This is a genomic window from Pseudomonas sp. PSPC2-3, from assembly GCF_049898265.1.
Lineage (GTDB): Bacteria > Pseudomonadota > Gammaproteobacteria > Pseudomonadales > Pseudomonadaceae > Aquipseudomonas > Aquipseudomonas veronii.
The window spans coordinates 358,317-380,344 of the sequence record NZ_JAFCXJ010000003.1 but is presented as its reverse complement, the minus strand read 5'-3'; the positions used below and the strand labels follow the sequence as shown (position 1 = coordinate 380,344).

General features: G+C 61.5%; 17 protein-coding genes. 16 read left to right on the top strand and 1 reads right to left on the bottom strand.

The window, feature by feature from the left end; genetic code table 11:
• Window positions 1-301: 301 nt before the first annotated feature.
• Window positions 302-1,426, bottom strand: a complete 1,125-nt coding sequence (locus tag ACP7E3_RS09155; protein ID WP_057004283.1) for a polysaccharide deacetylase family protein — start codon at window positions 1,424-1,426, stop codon at window positions 302-304.
• Between the two features lie 131 nt (window positions 1,427-1,557).
• Between ACP7E3_RS09155 and yaaA the strand changes: the two genes are divergently transcribed.
• The 16 genes from yaaA to ACP7E3_RS09075 all read left to right on the top strand — a co-directional run bounded on the left by yaaA (window position 1,558) and on the right by ACP7E3_RS09075 (window position 21,984).
• A complete protein-coding gene (gene yaaA, locus ACP7E3_RS09150; protein WP_046384625.1) occupies window positions 1,558-2,337 on the top strand; it encodes a peroxide stress protein YaaA in 780 nt (259 codons plus the stop codon).
• An 887-nt stretch (window positions 2,338-3,224) separates the two neighbouring features.
• Window positions 3,225-4,541, top strand: a complete 1,317-nt coding sequence (locus ACP7E3_RS09145; protein ID WP_046384626.1) for a nucleotide sugar dehydrogenase — start codon at window positions 3,225-3,227, stop codon at window positions 4,539-4,541.
• Between the two features lie 83 nt (window positions 4,542-4,624).
• Window positions 4,625-6,106: a mannuronan synthase gene (gene alg8, locus ACP7E3_RS09140; protein WP_017848640.1), complete on the top strand. Its 1,482-nt coding sequence runs from the start codon at window positions 4,625-4,627 to the stop codon at window positions 6,104-6,106.
• 38 nt (window positions 6,107-6,144) lie between these two features.
• Window positions 6,145-7,311: an alginate biosynthesis protein Alg44 gene (locus ACP7E3_RS09135; protein WP_017848639.1), complete on the top strand. Its 1,167-nt coding sequence runs from the start codon at window positions 6,145-6,147 to the stop codon at window positions 7,309-7,311.
• An 8-nt stretch (window positions 7,312-7,319) separates the two neighbouring features.
• On the top strand, window positions 7,320-8,822 hold the full coding sequence (gene algK / locus ACP7E3_RS09130) for an alginate biosynthesis TPR repeat lipoprotein AlgK (RefSeq protein ID WP_426122906.1): 1,503 nt from the start codon (window positions 7,320-7,322) through the stop codon (window positions 8,820-8,822).
• On the top strand, window positions 8,819-10,306 hold the full coding sequence (locus tag ACP7E3_RS09125; protein WP_177029871.1) for an alginate export family protein: 1,488 nt from the start codon (window positions 8,819-8,821) through the stop codon (window positions 10,304-10,306). The genes algK and ACP7E3_RS09125 overlap by 4 nt, the downstream gene beginning before the upstream one ends.
• Complete coding sequence (gene algG / locus ACP7E3_RS09120) at window positions 10,306-11,895, top strand: mannuronan 5-epimerase AlgG (protein ID WP_201021910.1); 1,590 nt, start codon at window positions 10,306-10,308, stop codon at window positions 11,893-11,895. Before ACP7E3_RS09125 ends, algG begins: the two co-directional genes overlap by 1 nt.
• Window positions 11,896-11,906: 11 nt before the next feature.
• Window positions 11,907-13,355, top strand: a complete 1,449-nt coding sequence (locus ACP7E3_RS09115) for an alginate O-acetyltransferase (RefSeq protein WP_046385355.1) — start codon at window positions 11,907-11,909, stop codon at window positions 13,353-13,355.
• Between the two features lie 8 nt (window positions 13,356-13,363).
• On the top strand, window positions 13,364-14,473 hold the full coding sequence (locus ACP7E3_RS09110) for a mannuronate-specific alginate lyase (protein WP_126587567.1): 1,110 nt from the start codon (window positions 13,364-13,366) through the stop codon (window positions 14,471-14,473).
• Between the two features lie 195 nt (window positions 14,474-14,668).
• Window positions 14,669-16,201: an MBOAT family O-acyltransferase gene (locus tag ACP7E3_RS09105; protein WP_046384629.1), complete on the top strand. Its 1,533-nt coding sequence runs from the start codon at window positions 14,669-14,671 to the stop codon at window positions 16,199-16,201.
• 11 nt (window positions 16,202-16,212) lie between these two features.
• Complete coding sequence (locus ACP7E3_RS09100; protein WP_046384630.1) at window positions 16,213-17,397, top strand: alginate O-acetyltransferase; 1,185 nt, start codon at window positions 16,213-16,215, stop codon at window positions 17,395-17,397.
• Between the two features lie 16 nt (window positions 17,398-17,413).
• On the top strand, window positions 17,414-18,067 hold the full coding sequence (locus ACP7E3_RS09095; protein ID WP_046384631.1) for an alginate O-acetyltransferase AlgF: 654 nt from the start codon (window positions 17,414-17,416) through the stop codon (window positions 18,065-18,067).
• 221 nt (window positions 18,068-18,288) lie between these two features.
• Window positions 18,289-19,740 (top strand): mannose-1-phosphate guanylyltransferase/mannose-6-phosphate isomerase, encoded by a 1,452-nt coding sequence (locus tag ACP7E3_RS09090; RefSeq protein ID WP_046384632.1) that lies wholly within the window; start codon window positions 18,289-18,291, stop codon window positions 19,738-19,740.
• A 550-nt stretch (window positions 19,741-20,290) separates the two neighbouring features.
• The gene (locus ACP7E3_RS09085; protein ID WP_017845897.1) at window positions 20,291-20,755 is read left to right on the top strand and encodes a hypothetical protein; all 465 of its coding nucleotides are present in this window, start codon (window positions 20,291-20,293) and stop codon (window positions 20,753-20,755) included.
• Between the two features lie 14 nt (window positions 20,756-20,769).
• Window positions 20,770-21,582: an SDR family oxidoreductase gene (locus tag ACP7E3_RS09080; protein ID WP_046384633.1), complete on the top strand. Its 813-nt coding sequence runs from the start codon at window positions 20,770-20,772 to the stop codon at window positions 21,580-21,582.
• Window positions 21,583-21,984: a hypothetical protein gene (locus ACP7E3_RS09075; protein WP_017845899.1), complete on the top strand. Its 402-nt coding sequence runs from the start codon at window positions 21,583-21,585 to the stop codon at window positions 21,982-21,984.
• Window positions 21,985-22,028: the final 44 nt, after the last annotated feature.

Sequence of the window (22,028 nt, the reverse complement as noted above, 5' to 3'; positions counted from 1 at the left end):
TGCGCCTCGATTCGACCACCGACTGCACCTTGCGTGACGTCAAGTGCAGTGCCCACATGAGGAGTCTTGGAAGACGCCACCTGTGTTGCAGGTTTCGGCGATCTGACTTCGTAATACCGCAAAACCCATGACAGGAAAAAGCACTTTGACGTTTTTTTGAAGTTTATTTTTCAGGATGACGAATAGCACTAGCCGAGTGCCAGCTACCCCGTTAAAGTCGGAAGTCGGCCCGCATAGAAATATCGTACAAAATCACCCCGAAAATGCCGCATCCCCAACGGGAGCGGGCACTTCAGCCTCTTCAGCGAAACGCCTCCCGGCAGTCCTGCCAACCCAGCCCGCTTTGCGCCGTTGCCTGCAATACCATCGGTAATGCGACCCGCGCCTTGTCCTGGGTGTCGTGAAACACAATCACCCCTTTGCGCCACAACAACATCAATGTCAGCACCCGCTGCGCCGACTCATCGGCCTTGAGCTTGCCCGGTTCGTCCTGGGAGTCGATATCCCACAACGCCACCTGCAAACCCTGGGACTGGAAGAAACCCTGGCTGTCCGCGCGGCGCTGGCCGTAGGGTGGACGGAACAGCGGCACGTAGTTTTCCGGCATCAGGTTCTGCGCCAGCGCGGCGCTGCGGATGATCGAACTTTGCCAGTCGACCCAATGGCTGTGGGAACGGTACTGCCAACCTTGAGTGCCCACGCACTGCCCCTGATACAGCGCCTGCACATCCGCGACGGAACTGCGCTCCACACGGTTTTGCAGGCTGCTGCCGAGGGCGAAGAACGTGGCGTTCATCTTCTGCTTGCGCAGGTAATCGGTGAGCCAGTCGGTATTGCCGCTGACCGGTGCCGGGCCGCCGTCGAAGGTCAGCAGGAACAGGCGGTCGTTGAATTCGTCGCCATTGCGCTCATGGTCACCGAAACGTGCGATTTCGCTGCTGATCTGCGGGAACAGCGCGGCTTTGCGCAGCAGTTCGTCCAGGTAACGCTCGTGGAAATTGTGGCTTGGGCCGGCCCAGCCTATATAGAAGGAGTTGTCACTGACCTCGAACTTGCCGGCCTGCTCGCGCAGGTCGTCCATGTTTTCTACCAGGTAGCAGAACGACGCATCCTCCTCGCAACTTTCCTGGGCAGCGATGTAATTCTCCAGAAGGCGCCGCCAGAGCTGGCGACGCAGATCGTCGATGGCCGCCAGGTTGATGATCTTCAGGCCCAGGCGCTGTTTGAGCGCCGCTTCATCCAGGGCTTCGCTGCCGATCAGGCTGCGGGCGAACATCAATATTTCGGCGCGTGAGGCCACGTCGAACAGCGCAGGGCTGCTGAGTTTTTCCGGCCAGACGCCGCGATCCAGGCTGGCCACGTCCACCGGCGCCGCGTGGGCGTTCAGGCAAAACAGGCACGCCGACAATAAAAGCGCTATTCGCACACAGGGTCTCCCTCTCCAGAATCACCGGCCATCATAACGGATCGCGCCTATCGCCATCATAGGTGGAGTCAAAGTGCCCAACCCCCTAGAATCCCGCCCACGTTACAAGCACGATTACAGGAGCCAACTTCATGCTGATGGTGATTTCCCCCGCCAAGACCCTCGACTTCGAGTCCAGGCCTGCGACCCAGCGCTTTACCCAGCCGCAGTACCTGGACCATTCCCAGGAGTTGATCGAGCAACTGCGCCACCTGAGCCCGGCGCAGATCAGCGAATTGATGCATGTGTCCGACAAGATCGGCGGCCTCAACGCCGCGCGCTTCGGCAGCTGGACCCCGGCGTTCACACCTGCCAACGCCAAGCAGGCGTTGCTGGCGTTCAAGGGCGACGTGTACACCGGCCTCAACGCCGACACCTTCAGCGACGCCGACTTCAGCTACGCCCAGGACCACCTGCGCATGCTCTCGGGCCTGTACGGCCTGCTGCGCCCCCTGGACCTGATGATGCCGTATCGCCTGGAGATGGGCACCAAACTGGCCAACGCCCGTGGCAAGGACCTGTACGCCTTCTGGGGCACCCGGATCAGCGAGTGGCTCAACCAAGCCCTGGCCGAACAAGGCGATGACGTGCTGCTCAACCTGGCGTCCAACGAGTACTTCTCGGCGGTCAAGCGCACGGCGCTGAATGCGCGGATCGTCAATACCGAGTTCAAGGACCTGAAGAACGGCCAGTACAAGATCATCAGCTTCTACGCGAAAAAGGCGCGGGGCATGATGAGCCGCTTCGTGATCGAAGAGCGTATCAACGACCCGGCCCAGCTCAAGCAGTTCGATGTGCAGGGTTATCGCTTCAATGCCGAGCAGTCCAAGCCGGACAACCTGGTGTTCCTGCGCGATCACGCACCGGAATAAGGCCCTGCTCCGCCCTCATAGACGCTAAAGATCAAATGTGGGAGGGGGCTTGCCCCCGATGGGGGGGGATCAGTCATACATGGATAGACTGACACACCGCCATCGGGGGCAAGCCCCCTCCCACATTTTTGTCTGCATTTCACATCGGGAATCGTCAATTGCTTGGCGTCAAAAAATATCATGACGCATCTCTAACAATTATTTCACTCGACATTCGTCATTTTTTTTCGTAGTGGCACCACTTTTTTAAATCACTAGTGGCACAAAACTATTCCCGCGCGCCAACTCCCCGTAACTACTGGCCCAAATAGCAAGTGCTATCAATATAGTACCAGTGCCATCTTTGCTGATATTTCAAGAAATTTCCGGAAACAGGATGAGCGGCCAGGAACTTAGCCCTAAAGCACCGCTCATACCACCGGTAACGGAATTCTCCGCTTCTGTAAGAGATGACTTACATGGCGACCAACGGAAGTAGCAAAGTTGTCACATTAAACTTTGACTCTGGGCTCATATTACCAACCGATTAGTTAAGAGCGGCGATAAGGATCGATTGCCACACACTATAAGGCCAAGGCCGTGCTTACCCCAATGGGTCAGTGCTACAACCCAAGGCATTGATAATTATAGGCTTACAGCCTTTTATCAAGGCCCTGTTGCACTGGCGCCAGGCCCTTCTCCCAGGAAGGCCGGCTGCATTTCAGGGCAAGCACCAACAACAAGGCCAAGTTGCGCACAACTTGAGTGCAATAGTTAGTCACTCGTTATTCAACATGCCTGCACGCGGCAAGTCGGCGTCTATTCGCCTAACTTTCGCGGCATCAGTGACGCTTGCAAACATGAACTCCGGCCATTTAATGGCATGATTTAATACAGAGGTAAATGCGATGCGTATCAGCATATTTGGTTTGGGTTACGTTGGCGCAGTCTGTGCCGGTTGCCTGTCTGCCCGCGGCCATGAAGTGGTCGGCGTAGACATCTCCAAGGAAAAAATCGACCTGATCAACGCAGGCAAATCGCCGATCGTTGAACCGGGCCTGGGCGAGCTGCTGAGCCAGGGTATCGAGACCGGACGACTGCGCGGTACGACCGACTTCGCCGAAGCCATCCGCGCTACCGACCTGTCGATGATTTGCGTCGGTACGCCGAGCAAGAAAAACGGCGACCTAGAACTCAACTACATCGAATCGGTATGCCGCGAGATCGGCTTTGTCCTGCGTGACAAGACCACCCGCCACACCATCGTCGTGCGCAGCACCGTATTGCCGGGTACCGTGGCCAATGTGGTGATCCCGATCCTCGAAGACTGCTCCGGCAAGAAAGCCGGCGTCGACTTCGGCGTTGCGGTCAACCCGGAGTTCCTGCGTGAATCCACCGCCATCGCCGACTACGACCTGCCACCGATGACCGTCATCGGCGAATTCGACAAAGCCTCCGGTGATGTCCTGCAATCGCTGTACGAAGAACTCGACGCGCCGATCATCCGCAAGGACATCGCCGTTGCCGAAATGATCAAGTACACCTGCAACGTGTGGCACGCCACCAAGGTGACCTTCGCCAACGAGATCGGCAACATCGCCAAGGCCGTCGGCGTCGACGGGCGCGAAGTGATGGAAGTGGTCTGCCAGGACAAGACCCTCAACCTGTCCCAGTACTACATGCGCCCGGGCTTCGCGTTCGGCGGCTCGTGCCTGCCCAAAGACGTGCGCGCCCTGACCTACCGCGCCGGCTCGCTGGACGTGGAAGCGCCGCTGCTCAACTCGCTGATGCGCAGCAACGAATCCCAGGTGCAGAACGCCTTCGACATCGTCGCCGGCCACGACAAACGCAAAGTCGCCCTGCTGGGCCTGAGCTTCAAGGCCGGCACCGATGACCTGCGCGAAAGCCCCCTGGTGGAGCTGGCGGAAATGCTGATCGGCAAGGGTTACGACCTGAGCATCTACGACAGCAACGTCGAATACGCCCGTGTCCACGGCGCGAACAAGGACTACATCGAAGGCAAGATCCCGCACGTGTCGTCCCTGCTCAACTCGGACTTCGACGATGTGATCAACAACTGCGACGTGATCATCCTCGGCAACCGTGACGAGAAGTTCCGGGCCTTGGCCCATAACGCACCGCACGGCAAGCAAGTGGTCGACCTGGTGGGCTTCATGTCCAAGGCCACCAGTGTGAGCGGCCGTACCGAAGGTATTTGCTGGTAACAGCAACCGCAAGTTTCGGGCTGCCAGCGTCCTGATCCCCAGCGCTTGCAGCTCGAAACCTCCTTCACCTGCGGATGACGCCTATGTCCAAGTTAAAACACGTACTGCTCCAATCCGCCGGCTGGCTGTTCTTCTTGAGCCTGCTGATGGGACTCGCCCTGCTGTTGCCGGCGAGTACGTTCGACTCCGAGTCGAAGAATTTTATTTTCCTGATTGGCGCCGTCGGTATCTGGCGCTACTCGATGGGTGCGACGCATTTCTTTCGCGGCATGCTGTTCCTGTACGTGGTCTACCCCCACCTGCGGCGCAAAGTGCGCAAGTTGGGCAAGGCCGCGGACCCGTCCCATGTGTTCCTGATGGTCACCAGTTTCCGGATCGATGCGCTGACCACCGCGCAGGTCTACAGCTCGGTGATCCGCGAAGCGATCGAATGCGGCTTCCCCACCACCGTGGTCTGCTCGCTGGTGGAAATGTCCGATGAACTGCTGGTGAAAAGCCTGTGGGAACGCATGAACCCGCCGGGCCATGTGAAGCTCGACTTCGTGCGTATCGCCGGCACCGGCAAGCGCGACGGCCTGGCCTTCGGTTTCCGCGCCATCTCCCGCCACTTGCCGGATGACCGCGCCGTGGTTGCAGTGATCGATGGCGACACCGTGCTCGCCGAAGGCGTCGTGCGCAAAACCGTGCCGTGGTTCCAGCTGTTCGGCAATGTCGGCGGCCTGACCACCAACGAGTTCTGCGAAGTGCGCGGCGGCTACATCATGAGCGAATGGCACAAACTGCGCTTCGCCCAGCGCCACATCAACATGTGCTCGATGGCCCTGTCCAAGCGCGTGTTGACCATGACCGGGCGCATGTCGGTGTTCCGCGCCAGCGTGGTCACCGACCCGGGCTTTATCGCCGATGTGGAAAGCGACTCGCTGCAACACTGGCGCCTGGGCCGCTTCAAGTTTTTGACCGGCGACGACAAGTCCAGCTGGTTCAGCCTGATGCGCCTGGGCTACGACACCTTCTACGTACCGGATGCCGCAATCAACACCGTGGAGCACCCGCCTGAAAAGAGCTTTATCAAAGCCAGCCGCAAGCTGATGTTCCGCTGGTACGGCAACAACCTGCGCCAGAACTCCCGCGCCCTGGGCCTGGGTGTACGTCGCCTCGGCCTGTTCACCAGCGTGGTGTTGTTCGACCAGCGCGTGTCGATGTGGACCTCGCTGCTCGGCCTGACCGTGGCGATCATCGCCACCTTCAAGTACGGCGGTGCGTTCATCCTCGCGTACCTGCTGTGGATCGGCATCACCCGCCTGATCCTGACCGTGCTGCTGTCGTGCTCCGGGCACAGGATCGGCCCGGCGTACCCGGTGATTCTCTATTACAACCAGATCATGGGCGCGCTGGTGAAGATCTACGTGTTCTTCCGCCTCGATCAACAGTCCTGGACCCGCCAGGACACCAAACTGACCCGCGATTTGGCCAGCTTTCAACGTTGGTTCAACACCTGGTCGTCTCGGACCATGACCTTCTCCGCCGGCAGCATTTTCGTCGCCGTGTTGCTGATGATGGTCTGACCCTGCCAAGCCTGAATTAACTCTAGGAAATTGCCCTGATGAACAGCCAAGTAAACGCCAACGTTGTCCACGAATCCGAAGCCCAACGCCAGCACGCCCGGGTCAAAATCCCGGCCAAGTTGCGCTTTTTCAACACTGACCGCACGCCGACCGAAGCGCGGGTCATCGACCTGTCCGCCGGCGGCCTGGCGTTCACCGCCACCCAGCCGCTGATCGTTGGCGAAGTGCACAAGGGTCGCCTGCAATTTGTCATCGACAACCTCGGCCTGGCGATGGATGTAGAGCTGCAGATTCGCTCCTACGACCGCCAGAGCGGGCGCACCGGTTGCCAGTTCCAGAACCTCGACGCGCAGGATATTTCCACGCTGCGTCACCTGATCACGTCGCACCTGTCGGGCGATATCGTGACCATGGGCGACGTACTCGCCACCCTGCAACGCGACAACTTCACCAAGGCGCGCAAGGTCAAGGACGGCGGCAGCAACATGAGCGTCTTCGGCCGCCTGCGCGCCGTGACGTTCAGCCTGGCGATCTTCCTGGTGGGCCTGGCGGCATTCGGTTTCGTCTTCAAATCGCTGTACGGCATGTACTTCGTCAGCCACGCCCAGGCCGGCCTGGTCAGCGTGCCCGGCATGAACGTGACCATGCCCCGCGACGGCACCGTGCAAAGCCTGCTCAAAGGCGACGCGGTGGCAGCCAAAGGCGCGCCGCTCGCGACCTTCAGCACCAGCATGCTCGACGTGCTCAAGGGCCATCTGGACGAAGACCAACTGCAACCGGCCAAGGTCGAAGAACTGTTCGGCAAGCAAATGACCGGCACCCTGACCTCGCCTTGCGACTGCATCGTGGCCCAGCAAATGGTGGCCGACGGTCAATACGCAAGCAAAGGCGACGTGATCTTCCAACTGGTGCCTCGCGGCAGCCTGGCCAACGTGGAAGCACGCTTCTCCTACCGCCAGTTCGCTGACGTTCGCCCAGGTACCCCGGTGAACTTCCAGGTCGCCGACGAAGAACAGACCCGCACCGGCACCATCGTCAGCAGCACCAGCCTGAACAGCGCCGACCTGTCCTCCGACATCCGCGTGCAGATCAAGCCGGACGCACCGCTGGACAGCGCCTACGCCGGCCGCCCGGTGGAAGTCACCAGCGACCGTGGCCCATCGCTGAACTGGCTGATCGATAAAGCCATGGCTGCCGGACTGTAAGCGAGGACATGCCTGTGACGACTCTCCTGAAAACACCGCAATCCCTGTGGGAGCGGGCTTGCTCGCGATGGGATCAGTGCGGTTTGCCTGACGGACCGCACGGCCTGCATCGCGAGCAAGCCCGCTCCCACAAGGGTCCTGTCGCGTTGCTGGCCCTTGCGGTCAGCCTCGCCGGTTGCGCCGGTCTGCCCGACCAGCGCCTGGCCAACGAAGCCCTCAAGCGGGGCGACACGCTCACCGCGCAGCAGAATTACCAGCAACTGGCGACCCTGGGTTACAGCGAGGCCCAGGTGGGCCTGGCCGATATCCAGGTCGGCACACGCGATCCGGCGCAGATCAAACAGGCCGAGGCCACTTACCGCGCCGCTGCGGATATTTCGCCGCGCGCCCAGGCCCGCCTGGGGCGCCTGCTGGTGGCCAAGCCCGGCGCCACCGAAGCCGAACACCATGAAGCCGAAGGCCTGCTGAAAAAAGCCTTTGCCAATGGCGAAGGCAACACCCTGATCCCGCTGGCGATGCTGTACCTGCAATACCCGCACAGCTTCCCCAACGTGAACGCCCAGCAGCAGATCAACAAATGGCAGGCCGCCGGTTACCCGGAAGCCGGTCTGGCCCAGGTGCTGCTGTATCGCACCCAGGACACCTACGACCAGCATCTGGATGATGTCGAGCGCATCTGCAAGGCCGCGCTGAACACCACCGATATCTGCTACGTCGAACTGGCCACGGTCTACCAGAAAAAAGCCGAGCCAGAAAAACAGGCCGAACTGCTCAAGCAAATGGAAGCCGGCTACAGCAGCGGCACCGTCACCGCACAGCGCATCGACAGCGTGGCCCGCGTATTGGGCGACGCAACGCTGGGCAAGACCGACGAGAAAACCGCCCAGGCGCTGCTGGAAAAAATCGCCCCCGGCTACCCCGCATCCTGGGTCAGCCTGGCGCAATTGCTCTACGACTTCCCGGAACTGGGCGACGTCGACCAGATGATGAAGTACCTGGACAACGGCCGCGCCGCCGACCAGCCGCGCGCCGAGCTGTTGCTGGGCAAGCTCTACTACGATGGCAAGTGGGTGCCGGCGGACGCCAAGGCCGCCGAAGCGCATTTCGAGAAAGCCCTGGGCCGCGAAGTGGCCGCCGACTACTACCTCGGCCAGATCTACCGCCGTGGCTACCTGGGCAAGGTCTACTCGCAAAAAGCCCTGGACCACCTGCTGACCGCTGCGCGCAACGGCCAGAACAGCGCCGACTTCGCCATCGCGCAATTGTTTTCCCAAGGCAAGGGCACCAAGCCCGACCCATTGAACGCCTATGTCTTCAGCCAATTGGCTAAAGCCCAGGGCACACCAGAGGCCAATGACCTGGCCACGCAGCTCGAAGCCCCGCTGACGCCGGAACAACGCGCCGAAGGCCAACGCCTGGTGCAACAGGAACTGGCCGCGCGCGGCACCCTGGCCCAGAGCACGCTGCAACTGCACGCCCTGCAAGAAGAAGACGGCGAGGAATCCCTATGAAGCTCAATCCATTCGTGCAGGCCGGTATCGGCCTGACCTTCGCCCTGCTGTGGTCGTGCCCGACCCTGGCCGCGCTGACCGAAGCCAATAACTTCGGCCTGGAAGTCAAAGTCACCGGCCAGTCCGAAGACGACCGTGACCTCGGCACCCAAAAGGGTGGCGACGTCAACGGCATCGGCCTCGACCTGCGCCCGTGGATCTACGGCGAAAGCGGCAACTGGAGCGCCTACGCCATGGGCCAGGCCGTTGCCTCGAGCGACATCATCGAGACCGACACCCTGCAACAGTCGTCGAGTGACACCACCGAACAGTCGAGCAACAACGACCGCAAGACCAAGAAAAACTACCTGGCCCTGCGCGAGTTCTGGGTCGGCTACAGCGGCTTCACGCCCTACCCCGGCGAGCTCCTCAAGTTCGGCCGCCAGCGTCTGCGCAATGACGACGGCCAATGGCGCGACACCAACATCGAAGCGCTGAACTGGACCTTCGACACCACCCTGCTCAAGGCCAACGTCGGCGCCGCCGAACGCTTCAGCGAATACCGCACCGACCTCAAGGAACTGTCGCCCAAGGACAAGGACCGCCAGCATTTCTACGCCGACGCCGCCTACCAGTGGACGCCGGGCCAGTGGATCGGCCTGCGCGGGCACCACACCCATGACGACGGCAAGCTCGACTACGCCGAACCCGGCGTGGCCAGCGACCCGCTGGACAAGCGCGAGAACGGCGACCTGACCTGGCTCGGCATCGAAGCCAACAGCGACGCCTACAACTGGCGCAACACCAACACCGTCAACTACTGGGCCAGCGTCACCGGCATGCAGGGCGACCGCGAGAGGGTCAACGCGTTGAACGCCGACGGCACCCGCCCGAGCAACGCCAAGCGCAGCGAAGACGTGAGCGGCTGGGCCACCGACCTGGGTATCCGCCTGCGCCTCGACCCGCAGTGGCAAGTGGGTGCAGCCTATGCCCGCGCCAGCGCCGAGTACGAACAGAACGGCCTGCAAAGCAACCGTTCGAACTTCACCGGCACCCAGTCCCGCCTGCATCGCTTCGGCGAAGCGTTCCGCGGCGAGATGAACAACATGCAGTCCATGAGCCTGTTCGGCTCCTGGCAGTTGCGCGAGGACTACGACGCCAGCCTGGTGTACCACAAGTTCTGGCGCGTCGACGGCAACAAGCCGGTGGGCAGCAACGGCATCGACGCCGTGCAGAACAACACCGACGACGTGACCGGCGCGATCCTGTCCAGCACCTCCCTGCCCCTTGAAGACGGCAAGAAAGACCTGGGTCAGGAGATGGACCTGGTCGTCACCAAGTACTTCAAGAAAGGCCTGCTGCCGGCCGCGCTCAGCCAGTCGATCGACGAACCGTCGGCCCTGGTGCGCTTTCGTGCCGGCGTGTTCAAACCGGGCGACGCTTATGGCAGCCAGGTCGACTCGTACATGCATCGCGCCTTTGTCGACGTGATCTGGAAGTTCTGATGGGAGCCCGCGCAATGATTGCTCACCCCTTCACAGGCAGATGCTTGCTGGTGACCGCGATGCTGATGGCCAATGCCACAGCCTTCGCCGATACCGCGCAGCCGGTCAAGGCGCCGACCATCGCCAAAGAACTGCAACAGGCCAAGACCTACACCATTTCCAGCCCGCCGACCGCGCCGCTGGAAATGCCCAAGCCGGCCCTGCCGGACCTGTCGGGCTACACCGCCGCGGCGATGGAAAAGAAAATCGTCAGAACCAAGCCGGGCAAAATCAGCATCCGCCGCATGATGCAGGAAGACGCGCTGAAGGACTTCATCGGCGGCGACAACAAGATGGCCGAGTGGGTGGTGCGCCAGCACGGCATTCCCCAGGCGATCTTTATCGACGACGGCTACATGAACCTCAAGGACCTGCTGGGCAAAGTGCCCAAGCAGTACCTCAGCGAAACCTCGCCGGGCGTGTTCCTCGCCAAGTTGCCGATCGTGGTCGGGCGCAAGGGCATCCTCGACATCGACAAGCACACCAAAGAACTGCGCCTGTCCCAGGAAGCCGGTTCGTTCCTGATCAACGACGGCCAACTGTTTGTGCGCGATACCAAGATCACCGGCTGGAAAGAAAAGGCCAACGGCCCGGCGACCTACCAGTCGCCCAATGAGTTCCGCCCGTTCCTGCTGGCCTGGGGCGGCACCGAGACCTACATCGCCAACACCAAAATGGCCAGTTTCGGTTACGCCAACAGTAAGTCGTATGGGGTGAGTATTTCCCAGTACACGCCGAACATGGCCAAGGTGCTCAAGCGCCCTGAGCCGACCGGCTGGATCATCGATTCCGAGTTCTCGGACATGTGGTACGGCTTCTACTGCTACGAGACCGAAGGCTTCGTGATCAAGGGCAACACCTACAAAGACAACATCGTCTACGGCATCGACCCCCACGACCGTTCCCACGGCCTGATCATCGCGGACAACACCGTCTACGGCACCAAGAAGAAGCACGGCATCATCATTTCCCGGGAAGTGAACGACAGCTTCATCTTCAACAACCGCAGCTACGACAACAAGCTCTCGGGCCTGGTGATCGACCGTAACAGCGTGAACAACCTGATCGCCGACAACGAGATCTACCGCAACCACACCGACGGCATCACGCTCTATGAGAGCGGCGACAACCTGTTGTGGGGCAACAAGGTGATCGCCAACCGTCGCCACGGCATCCGCATACGCAACAGCGTCAACATCAAGCTGTACGAAAACACCTCGATGGCCAACGGGCTGACCGGCGTCTATGGCCACATCAAGGACCTGACCGACACCGACCGCGACATCGCCCTCGACCCGTTCGACACCAAGGTCTCGCTGATCGTGGTCGGCGGCGAACTGGCCGGTAACGGCAGCGGGCCGCTGTCGATCGACTCGCCGTTGAGTATCGAGCTGTACCGCGTGTCGATGCTGGCGCCGACCAAATCCAGCGGCATCAGCTTCTCCGGCGTGCTGGGCGATCGTCAGGAAGAAATTCTCGACCTGCTGGTACGCCAGCAGAAAGCCGTGCTGATCGACCCTGTCGAACGCCAGACCGAAATGCAGGACTGAGGATGACCCTTATGCACCCACACATGATCAAACTGTTGAGCCTCTCGGGTCTGACCCTCGGCCTGCTCGCGGCCAGCCAGGGCGTGCGCGCCGACGAGATCAAGGCGCCGACCTTCAGCGCCGAACCGTGCTGCAGCCTGTGCCCGGCGGCCCACGACGCGAAGAACTACACCACGCGCTACCAGCAGAACTTCACCACCCTGGTGCAAGCCCAGGGCGACTGGCTGTTCCGTACCCAGGAAGACCTGCGCACCGAATTCGACACCAGCCCCGCCGGCTACAAACGCATGCAACAGCTGCACGATGCGTTCAAGGCCAAGGGCGTGGAACTGGTGGTGGTCTACCAGCCGACCCGTGGCCTGGTGAACCGCAACAAGCTCAACCCCGAAGAGAAAGCCGCGTTCGATTTCGACAAGGCCCTGGGCAACTACAAGAGCATGCTCGGCCGTTTCGCCAAGATGGGCTACGTGGTGCCGGACCTGTCGCCGTTGACCAACGAGCAGTTGCCCGATGAATTACCGGCCCACGATTTCTACTTCCGCGGCGACCAGCACTGGACCCCTTACGGCGCCCAGCGCACCGCGAAAATCGTCGGTGCCAAAGTGCGCGCGATGCCCGAGTTCGCCGAGATTCCCAAGCGCGAATTCGAAACCAAGCGCTCCGGGCGCATGGGCAAGACCGGCACCCTGCACAACATGGCCGGGCAACTGTGTGGCACCAGCTACGCGATCCAGTACATGGACCAGTTCACCACTGAGCCCAAGGGCGAAGCGGGCGACGGCGACCTGTTCGGCGATTCGGGCAACCCGCAGATCACCCTGGTCGGCACCAGCCACAGCGGCAAGAACTACAACTTCGCCGGCTTCCTCGAACAGGAAATCGGCGCCGACATCCTCAACGTCGCCTTCCCCGGCGGCGGCCTGGAAGGCTCGATGATCCAGTACCTGGGCAGCGACGAGTTCCAGAAGACGCCGCCGAAAATCCTGATCTGGGAATTCTCGCCGTTGTACCGCCTCGACCAGGAAACCATCTACCGCCAGATGATGGCGCTGCTGGACAACGGCTGCGAAGGCAAGACCGCGCAGATGAGCGCCAGCGCCACCCTGAAACCCGGCAAGAACGAATTGCTGGTCAACAGTTCGAACAAAGACCTGCGCAACGCCAACCATCAGGTCGACATCCGCTTCGCCGACCCGTCGGTGAAAACCTTGCAAGCCACCCTCTGGTACATGAACGGGCGCCACGAGGACATCAAGATCGAAAAACCCGAAACATCCGATACAGACGGGCGTTTCGCCTTTGAACTGCGCACCGACGAAGACTGGGCCTCGCAGAACTTGCTGGCCGTGGAAGTGCAGGGCCCCGAAGCGGGTGCTGCCGCGCAGAAAGTCGAAGCGAAAATTTGCACACGCAACGTATTCCCAAGCGGCGGTCAGAAGACTGCCTCACTCGGGCAATGAGGTTACCTATGCAGAAGTTATTGATCCCCACATTGCTGGGCCTGGCGATCTTCGCCGGTTCTGTGAATGCCGCCGCGCCACTGCGTCCGCCCCAGGGTTATTTCGCCCCGGTGGAAGCGTTCAAGACCGGCGACTTCAAGGACGGCTGCGACGCCATGCCGGCGCCGTACACCGGCTCGCTGCAGTTTCGCAGCAAGTACGAAGGCTCGGACAAGGCCCGTTCCACGCTGAACGTGCAGTCGGAAAAGGCCTTTCGCGACAGCACCGCCGACATCACCAAGCTGGAAAAAGACACCAGCAAGCGCGTGATGCAGTTCATGCGCGACGGTCGCCCGGAACAGTTGGAATGCACACTCAACTGGCTGACCAGCTGGGCCAAGGCGGATGCGTTGATGTCCAAGGACTTCAACCACACCGGCAAATCCATGCGCAAATGGGCGCTGGGCAGCATGGCCTCGGCCTATGTGCGCCTGAAGTTCTCCGACTCGCACCCGCTGGCCAACCATCAGCAGGAATCGCAACTGATCGAAGCCTGGTTCAACCGGCTGGCCGATCAGGTGGTGAGCGACTGGGACAACCTGCCGCTGGAAAAAACCAACAACCACTCCTACTGGGCCGCCTGGTCGGTGATGGCGACGTCCATCGCCACCAACCGTCGCGACCTGTTTGACTGGGCGGTGAAGGAATACAAAGTCGGCGCCAACCAGGTCGACGACCAGGGCTTCCTGCCCAACGAACTGAAGCGCCAGCAACGCGCGCTGTCGTACCACAACTACGCCCTGCCGCCGCTGTCGATGATCGCCAGTTTTGCCCTGGTCAACGGCGTGGATCTGCGCCAGGAAAACAACGGCGCGCTCAAACGCCTGGGCGACAAGGTGCTGGCCGGGGTCAAGGACCCGCAGATCTTCGAGCAGAAGAACGGCAAAGAGCAGGACATGAAGGACCTCAAGGAAGACATGAAATTCGCCTGGCTTGAACCCTTCTGCACCCTCTACACCTGCGCACCGGATGTGCTCGAGCGCAAACATGGGATGCAGCCGTTCAAGACCTTCCGCCTCGGGGGCGACCTGACCAAGGTCTACGACCCGACGCACGAAAAAGGCAACAAAGGCAGCTGACGAAACGCGGTTAGAAATGTGGGAGGGGGCTTGCCCCCGATAGCAGTGTGTCATTCAACACAGATGGCGACTGTTACACCGCCATCGGGGGCAAGCCCCCTCCCACATTTGAGCAATACAACCTCCCCCCGGATTCGTGGGGGGGTTTGGGGGGGCTGCGGCCCTTGACTGTTGGTTAAACATGGAGAGATCGGGATGGTTTTCTCGTCCAATGTGTTCCTGTTTCTGTTCTTGCCGATCTTTCTCGGCTTGTACTACTTGAGCGGGCAACGCTATCGCAACCTGCTGCTGCTACTGGCCAGCTACGTGTTCTACGCCTGGTGGCGAGTGGACTTCCTGGCGCTGTTCGCCGCCGTCACGCTGTGGAATTACTGGATCGGCCTCAAGGTCGGTGCCGCCGGCGTGCGTACCAAGCCGGCGCAACGCTGGCTGCTGCTGGGCGTGGCCGTCGACCTGTGCATCCTCGGCTACTTCAAGTACGCCAACTTCGGCGTCGACAGCATCAACGTGATGATGAAGTCGGCGGGCCTGGAGCCGTTCATCCTGACCCACGTACTGTTGCCGATCGGGATCTCGTTCTACATCTTCGAGTCCATCAGCTACATCATCGACGTGTATCGCGGCGACACTCCGGCCACGCGCAACCTCATCGACTTTGCCGCGTTCGTGGCGATCTTCCCGCACCTGATCGCCGGCCCCGTCCTGCGCTTTCGCGACCTGGCCGACCAGTTCAACAACCGCACCCACACCCTCGACAAGTTCTCCGAAGGCTGTACGCGGTTCATGCAGGGGTTCATCAAGAAGGTCTTCATCGCCGACACCCTGGCGGTGGTGGCCGACCATTGCTTCGCCCTGCAAAACCCCACCACCGGTGATGCCTGGCTCGGTGCGCTGGCGTACACCGCGCAGTTGTACTTCGACTTCTCCGGCTACAGCGACATGGCCATCGGCCTGGGCTTGATGATGGGTTTCCGCTTCATGGAAAACTTCAAGCAGCCGTACATCAGCCAGTCGATCACCGAGTTCTGGCGGCGCTGGCACATCAGCCTGTCGACCTGGCTGCGCGACTACCTCTACATCACCCTGGGCGGCAACCGTAAAGGCACGCTGATCACCTACCGCAACCTGTTCCTGACCATGCTGCTCGGTGGCCTGTGGCACGGCGCGAACATCACCTACATCGTGTGGGGCGCCTGGCACGGCATGTGGCTGGCGATCGAGAAAGCCATCGGCCTGAACACCTCGCCGCGCAGCTTCAACCCGATCCGCTGGGCGCTGACCTTCCTGCTGGTGGTGATGGGCTGGGTGATCTTCCGTTCCGAAAACCTGCACGTCGCCGGGCGCATGTACGGCGCGATGTTCAGCTTTGGCGAATGGTCGCTGTCGGAACTCAACCGCGCCAGCCTCACCGGCCTGCAAGTGGCGACCCTGGTGGTGGCCTACGCAACGCTGGCGTTCTTTGGCCTGCGCGACTTCTACAGCAACCGCCCTGCCGAGAAAACCAAGGCGGCCGACCCGAGCCTGATCAAGGCCGTGCCGGGCGACGACCCGGGCAGCATCCACCAGCCAGGTTTCACCGTAGGCAAAGACGCCGCCGTGCAACCGGCCTACTGGACCGCTGACTGGCCACGCTACGCCATGCGCGCTGCCGTGCTGCTGCTGTTCGTGGCGTCGATTCTGAAACTGTCGGCGCAGAGTTTCTCGCCGTTCCTTTACTTCCAATTCTGAGGGAGCCGACCATGACCCGATCATTGCGCGTCCTCTATATCAGCCTGTTCCTGGTGGTGCTGCTCGCCCTGGGCGCCTGGTCGTTGCGCGGTTTCTTCGGCTTCAGCACCAATGCCGACGCCACCGTGCTCAACGGCCGCTGGACCAAAGCCGTCGAGACCCACTACGACGAACAGTTCCCGATCAAGCGCCTGGGCACCAACCTCTGGGCCGCGCTGGACTACAAGCTGTTCAATGAAGGCCGCCCCGGCGTGGTGCTGGGCCGCGATCACTGGCTGTACAGCGACGAGGAGTTCAACCCCGCCGTCAACGAAGAGCAGAACCTGGAGGGCAACTACGCCCTGGTCGAAGGCGTGCGCCAGCAGCTCAAGGCCCAAGGCATTCAACTGGTGCTCGCCATCGTGCCGGCCAAGGTGCGCCTGTACCCGGAACACCTGGGTGACGTGAAACCGGCGAGCATCCACGCCAACCTGTACCAGGACTTCCACGCCCGTGTCGCCGCCGACAAGATCCTCGCCCCCGACCTGCTTGGCCCGCTGCAACAGGCCAAGCTCGGCGGCCAGCAAGTGTTCCTGCGCACCGACACCCACTGGACCCCGGACGGTGCCGAAATCGCCGCCAAGCAACTGGCCAAGGCGATCGCCGACAAGGCCCCACTGAGCGGCGAACCGCAGCGCTTTGTCACCGAGGCCGAGAAAACCGCACCGCACAAGGGCGACCTGCGCCTGTTCCTGCCGCTCGACCCGCTGTTCGAAAACCTGATGCCGCCCAAGGAGCCGCTGGAAAAACGCGTCACGCACCTGGCCGAAACCAAAGGCGACGACGCGCTGTTCAGCGACAGCGAAACCCCGGTGGCACTGGTCGGCACCAGCTACAGCGCCAACCCCAACTGGAACTTCGTCGGGGCGCTCAAGCAAGCCCTGGGCAGCGACGTGATCAGCTACGCCGAAGACGGCCATGGCCCGATCCTGCCGATGCTCAGCTACCTCAAAAGCGATGACTTCAAGAACCGCCCGCCCCAGGTGCTGATCTGGGAGTTCCCCGAACGCTATCTGCCTGTCAACAACGAAATCGGCGATGCCGACCCGCAGTGGGTCGCGCAACTCAAACAAGCCGGTGCGCGCCAACAGAACATGGCTCTGAACACTCCAGCTAAACACCCAAAATCCGAGACGCCCGAACGGGCGCAAAACTGAAAGAGAGGTAACTCACATGACTTTCACTACTACTCCGCGTCGTCTCGCCAAGACCCTGGCCCTGGTTGCCGGCATGAGCGTTGTATCGATGTCCGCCTTCGCCGGTGACGCGGCCTTGTACGGCCCTGTCGCACCGAAAGGCTCGAGCTTCGTGCGTGTCTATAACGCCTCCAATCAGGAAGTCAGCGCCACCGTCGGCGCCACCAACCTGAGCGACGTCGCCCCGTTGGCCAGCAGCGACTTCAGCTTCATGCCCGGCGGCGACTACAGCGCCAAGGTGGGCAGCCAGACCGTGTCGGTCAAGCTCGCCGCCGACCACTACTACACCCTGGTCAACAACAGCAGCGGTCAGCCGCAGTTGATCGAAGAACCGCCGTTCAAGAACAAACAGAAATCCCTGGTGCGCGTGCAGAACCTCAGCGACAAGGCCCTGACCCTGAAAACCGCCGACGGCAAGACCGACGTGGTCAAGGCCGTCGCCGCCAAAGGCCGTGGCGAGCGTGAAATCAACCCGGTGAAGGTCAGCCTGGCGCTGTACGACGGCGACAAGAAAGTCGGCGACGTGAAACCGGTAGCCCTGGAGCGTGGTGAGGCGGCGGTGCTGTACATCACCGGCTCCGGTTCAAGCCTGTCGCCAGTGTGGGTGAAACGCCCCGTGTCGACCCGCTAAACATTTCTCGGACTGACAGCAACCCACTGTAGGAGCGAGCTTGCTCGCGAAAATCGCCAATGATGACGCGGGCATTCTGGATGTACGCGGTGTCGGGGAGTTCTTCGCGAGCAAGCTCGCGCCTACAGAGGGCAGAGGCGTCAGTTCGGACCGAGACAAAAACAAGAGTGGAACGACAAACCTTCGTAGCTCTGACCCAAATCGATTCAAGGAGAAACAGCATGATCCCAGTAATCCTTTCCGGTGGTAGCGGCTCACGTCTTTGGCCGCTTTCGCGCAAACAGTTTCCTAAACAGTTCCTGGCCCTGACCGGCGAGCACACGCTGTTCCAGCAAACCCTGGAGCGCCTGGTATTCGATGGCATGGACACCCCAATCGTGGTCTGCAACAAAGACCATCGGTTCATCGTCAACGAGCAACTGAGCGTGCGCAAGCTGGAAGCCCAGCGCATCCTGATGGAACCCTTCGGCCGCAACACCGCGCCAGCCGTGGCGCTGACCGCGATGATGCTGGTCAACGAAGGCCGCGATGAACTGATGCTGGTGCTGCCGGCCGACCATGTGATCGACGACCAGAAAGCCCTGCAACGCGCCCTGGCCCTGGCCACCGTGGCCGCCGAGCGTGGCGAGATGGTGCTGTTCGGCGTGCCGGCGACCCGTCCGGAAACCGGTTATGGCTACATCAAGTCCGCCAACGATTCGCTGCTGCCCGAAGGCGTGAGCCGCGTACAACAGTTCGTGGAAAAACCCGATGAAAAACGCGCCGTCGAGTTCGTCAAAAGCGGCGGTTACTTCTGGAACAGCGGCATGTTCCTGTTCCGCGCCAGCCGCTTCCTCGAAGAGCTGAAAAAGCACGACCCGGACATCTACGACACCTGCGTGCTGACCCTGGAACGCAGCGAGCAGACCGCCGACACCGTGACCTTCGACGAAGCCACCTTCGCCTGCTGCCCGGACAATTCCATCGACTACGCGGTGATGGAAAAAACCCAGCGCGCCTGCGTGGTGCCGCTGAGCGCGGGCTGGAGCGACGTGGGTTGCTGGGCGTCGCTGTGGGCGGTCAACGATAAAGACGTCAACGGCAACGTCACCAAAGGCGACGTGGTGATCCAGGACAGCAAGAACTGCATGATCCACGGCAACGGCAAGCTGGTGTCGGTGATCGGCCTGGAAAACATCGTGGTGGTGGAAACCAAGGACGCGATGATGATTGCCCACAAGGACAAGGTCCAGGGCGTCAAGCAGATGGTCGCCACCCTCAACGAACAAGGGCGCAGCGAAACCCAGAACCACTGCGAAGTCTACCGTCCGTGGGGCTCCTACGACTCGGTCGACATGGGCGGGCGTTTCCAGGTCAAGCACATCTCGGTCAAGCCGGGCGCGTGCCTGTCGCTGCAGATGCACCACCACCGCGCCGAACACTGGATCGTGGTCAGCGGCACCGCCGAAGTCACCTGTGACGAGAACGTGTTCCTGCTCTGCGAGAACCAGTCCACCTACATCCCGATCGCCTCGGTACACCGCCTGCGCAACCCGGGCAAGATCCCGCTGGAGATCATCGAAGTGCAATCGGGCAGCTATTTGGGCGAAGACGATATCGAGCGGTTTGAGGATATCTACGGTCGCTCGACGCCGGTGGAACGTGGCGTGTCGGTGAAAACGATCGCGCAGTAAAACAGTCGTAAAAGAAGCCCTCGCCCAGGTCATTGCGTCCCCTATCCGCAGTGGCTTGGGTGGGGGCTTTTTGTTTGGGATTTGTGCTGGTTGTGAGGGCCTCATCGGGGGCAAGCCCCCTCCCACATTTGAATGTATTCACAGATCAAAGGTGGGAGGGGGCTTTTTGTTTGGGATTTGTGCTGGCTGTGAGGGCCTCTCGGGGGCAAGCCCCCTCCCACATTTGAATGTATTCACAGATCAGAGGTGGGAGGGGGCTTTTTGTTTGGGATTTGTGCTGGCTGTGAGGGCCTCATCGGGGGCAAGCCCCCTCCCACATTTGAATGTATTCACAGATCAAAGGTGGGAGGGGGCTTTTTGTTTGGGATTTGCGCTGGTTGTGAGGGCCTCATCGGGGGCAAGCCCCCTCCCACATTTGAATGTATTCAAAGATCAAAGGTGGGAGGGGGCTTGCCCCCGATGAGGCCCGCCCGGCCACCGCAGCACTCAAGGTAGCCAATCCCACCTACGCTTAAGTTAGGATGCTCGTTCCCTATTCGAGGTGGTCTCCATGTTCTTCGGCGTTCTCCTGATCATCACCTGGTTGGTCCTGCTGCTGCGCTACCCGGCCAAAGCCCTGCCCGTATCGCTGGCCGCCGCTGTGGGCCTGGGGCTGGTGGGCGTGTGGGTGGTGTGGCTGGACAATCGCGAAGCGTCGCAACTGGCGCGCCTGGAGCTGCGCATTGTCTACGCCCCGCAGGACTGCCCGGCCGACCGCCCACTGAAGCTGACCCTGAACAACGGCAACGACGTACCGCTGACCGAACTGCGCTGGCGCGTCGCTGCCTATGCGCCGGGCGATACGGTCAACCTGGCCGACAACGTCTACGCTGCCCCACGCTATCGCGGCCCCGGCGAGTTGCAGGCCGGCGCCACCTGGGACGACTGCCTGCCCACCCCGCCGCTGCGCCCTGGCTACCGCCCGCAAACCCTGGAATTTCGCGCCGAGCATTTGCAAGGCAGCTTCTCGGACTGACAAAGGACCGATCCATGCCCAACGTACTCATCACCGGTTGCTCCAGCGGCATCGGGCGCGCCTTGGCCGAGGCCTTCAAATCCGCCGGCTTCGACGTGTGGGCCAGCGCCCGCCAACCGGAAGACGTCGCCGGCTTGTCCGCCGCCGGCTTCAACGCGGTGCAACTGGACGTCAACGACAGCGCCGCCTTGCAGCACCTGGCCGAGCAGTGGGGCGAGCTGGATGTGCTGGTCAACAACGCCGGCTACGGCGCCATGGGCCCGTTGCTCGACGGCGGCACCGAGGCGCTGCAGTGTCAGTTCGAAACCAACGTATTTTCCATCGTCGGCGTGACCCAGGCGTTCTTCCCCGCGCTGCGTCGCGGCAAAGGCCTGGTGGTGAATATCGGCAGCGTTTCCGGGGTGCTGGTGACGCCATTCGCTGGCGCCTACTGCGCCTCCAAAGCCGCCGTGCATGCCTTGAGCGATGCCCTGCGCATGGAACTGGCGCCGTTTGGCGTGCGGGTGATGGAAGTGCAACCGGGCGCAATCGATACCCGCTTTGCGAAAAACGCCGGGGCCCAGGCGGAGCTGTTGATCAACGAACAATCGCCGTGGTGGCCGTTGCGCGAAGGCATCCGCGCGCGCTCCCGGGCCTCCCAGGACAACCCGACACCGGCCAGCCGATTTGCCAGCCAGGTCCTGAATGCCGTGCAACAACCGACACCGCCCCGCTTATTGCGCGCGGGCAATGGCAGTCGGGCACTGCCGTTGATGGCGGCGTTACTGCCCAAAGGGTTGTTGGAAAACGTATTGAAGCGACGCTTTGGTTTGAATAGGAGTTTGTAAATGATCGACTACAGCGACTTTTTCGAAGAAGTGATCCAGACCCACGTCGAGATCGAACAGTGGTTCGCCGGCGTGGCGCCTGAAGGCACGCTGCAAAGGCTGCTCGCGCGCTTCTCGCCGGAGTTCAGCATGATTGCGCCCTCCACCGGCACACGCATGAACGCCGCTGGGGTCAATTACCTGTTCACCCGCCTGGGCGGCCAGCGGCCAGGGTTGAAGATCACCTTGAGCGAACTGAGCGGCATTGACCGGCATGCCCGCGGCGCCGTCGTCAGTTACCGCGAACATCAGATCGACGACAGCGGCACCCAGACCGATCGCCGCGCCACGGTGGTCTTCGAGAAACAGGCCAGCGGCGCACTGCTGTGGCGCCATTTGCACGAGACGTACTGCCAGGCCTGAACCGCCAGGCAACACCCCGCCAGTATGCGCGCAAGCCTCCCCCC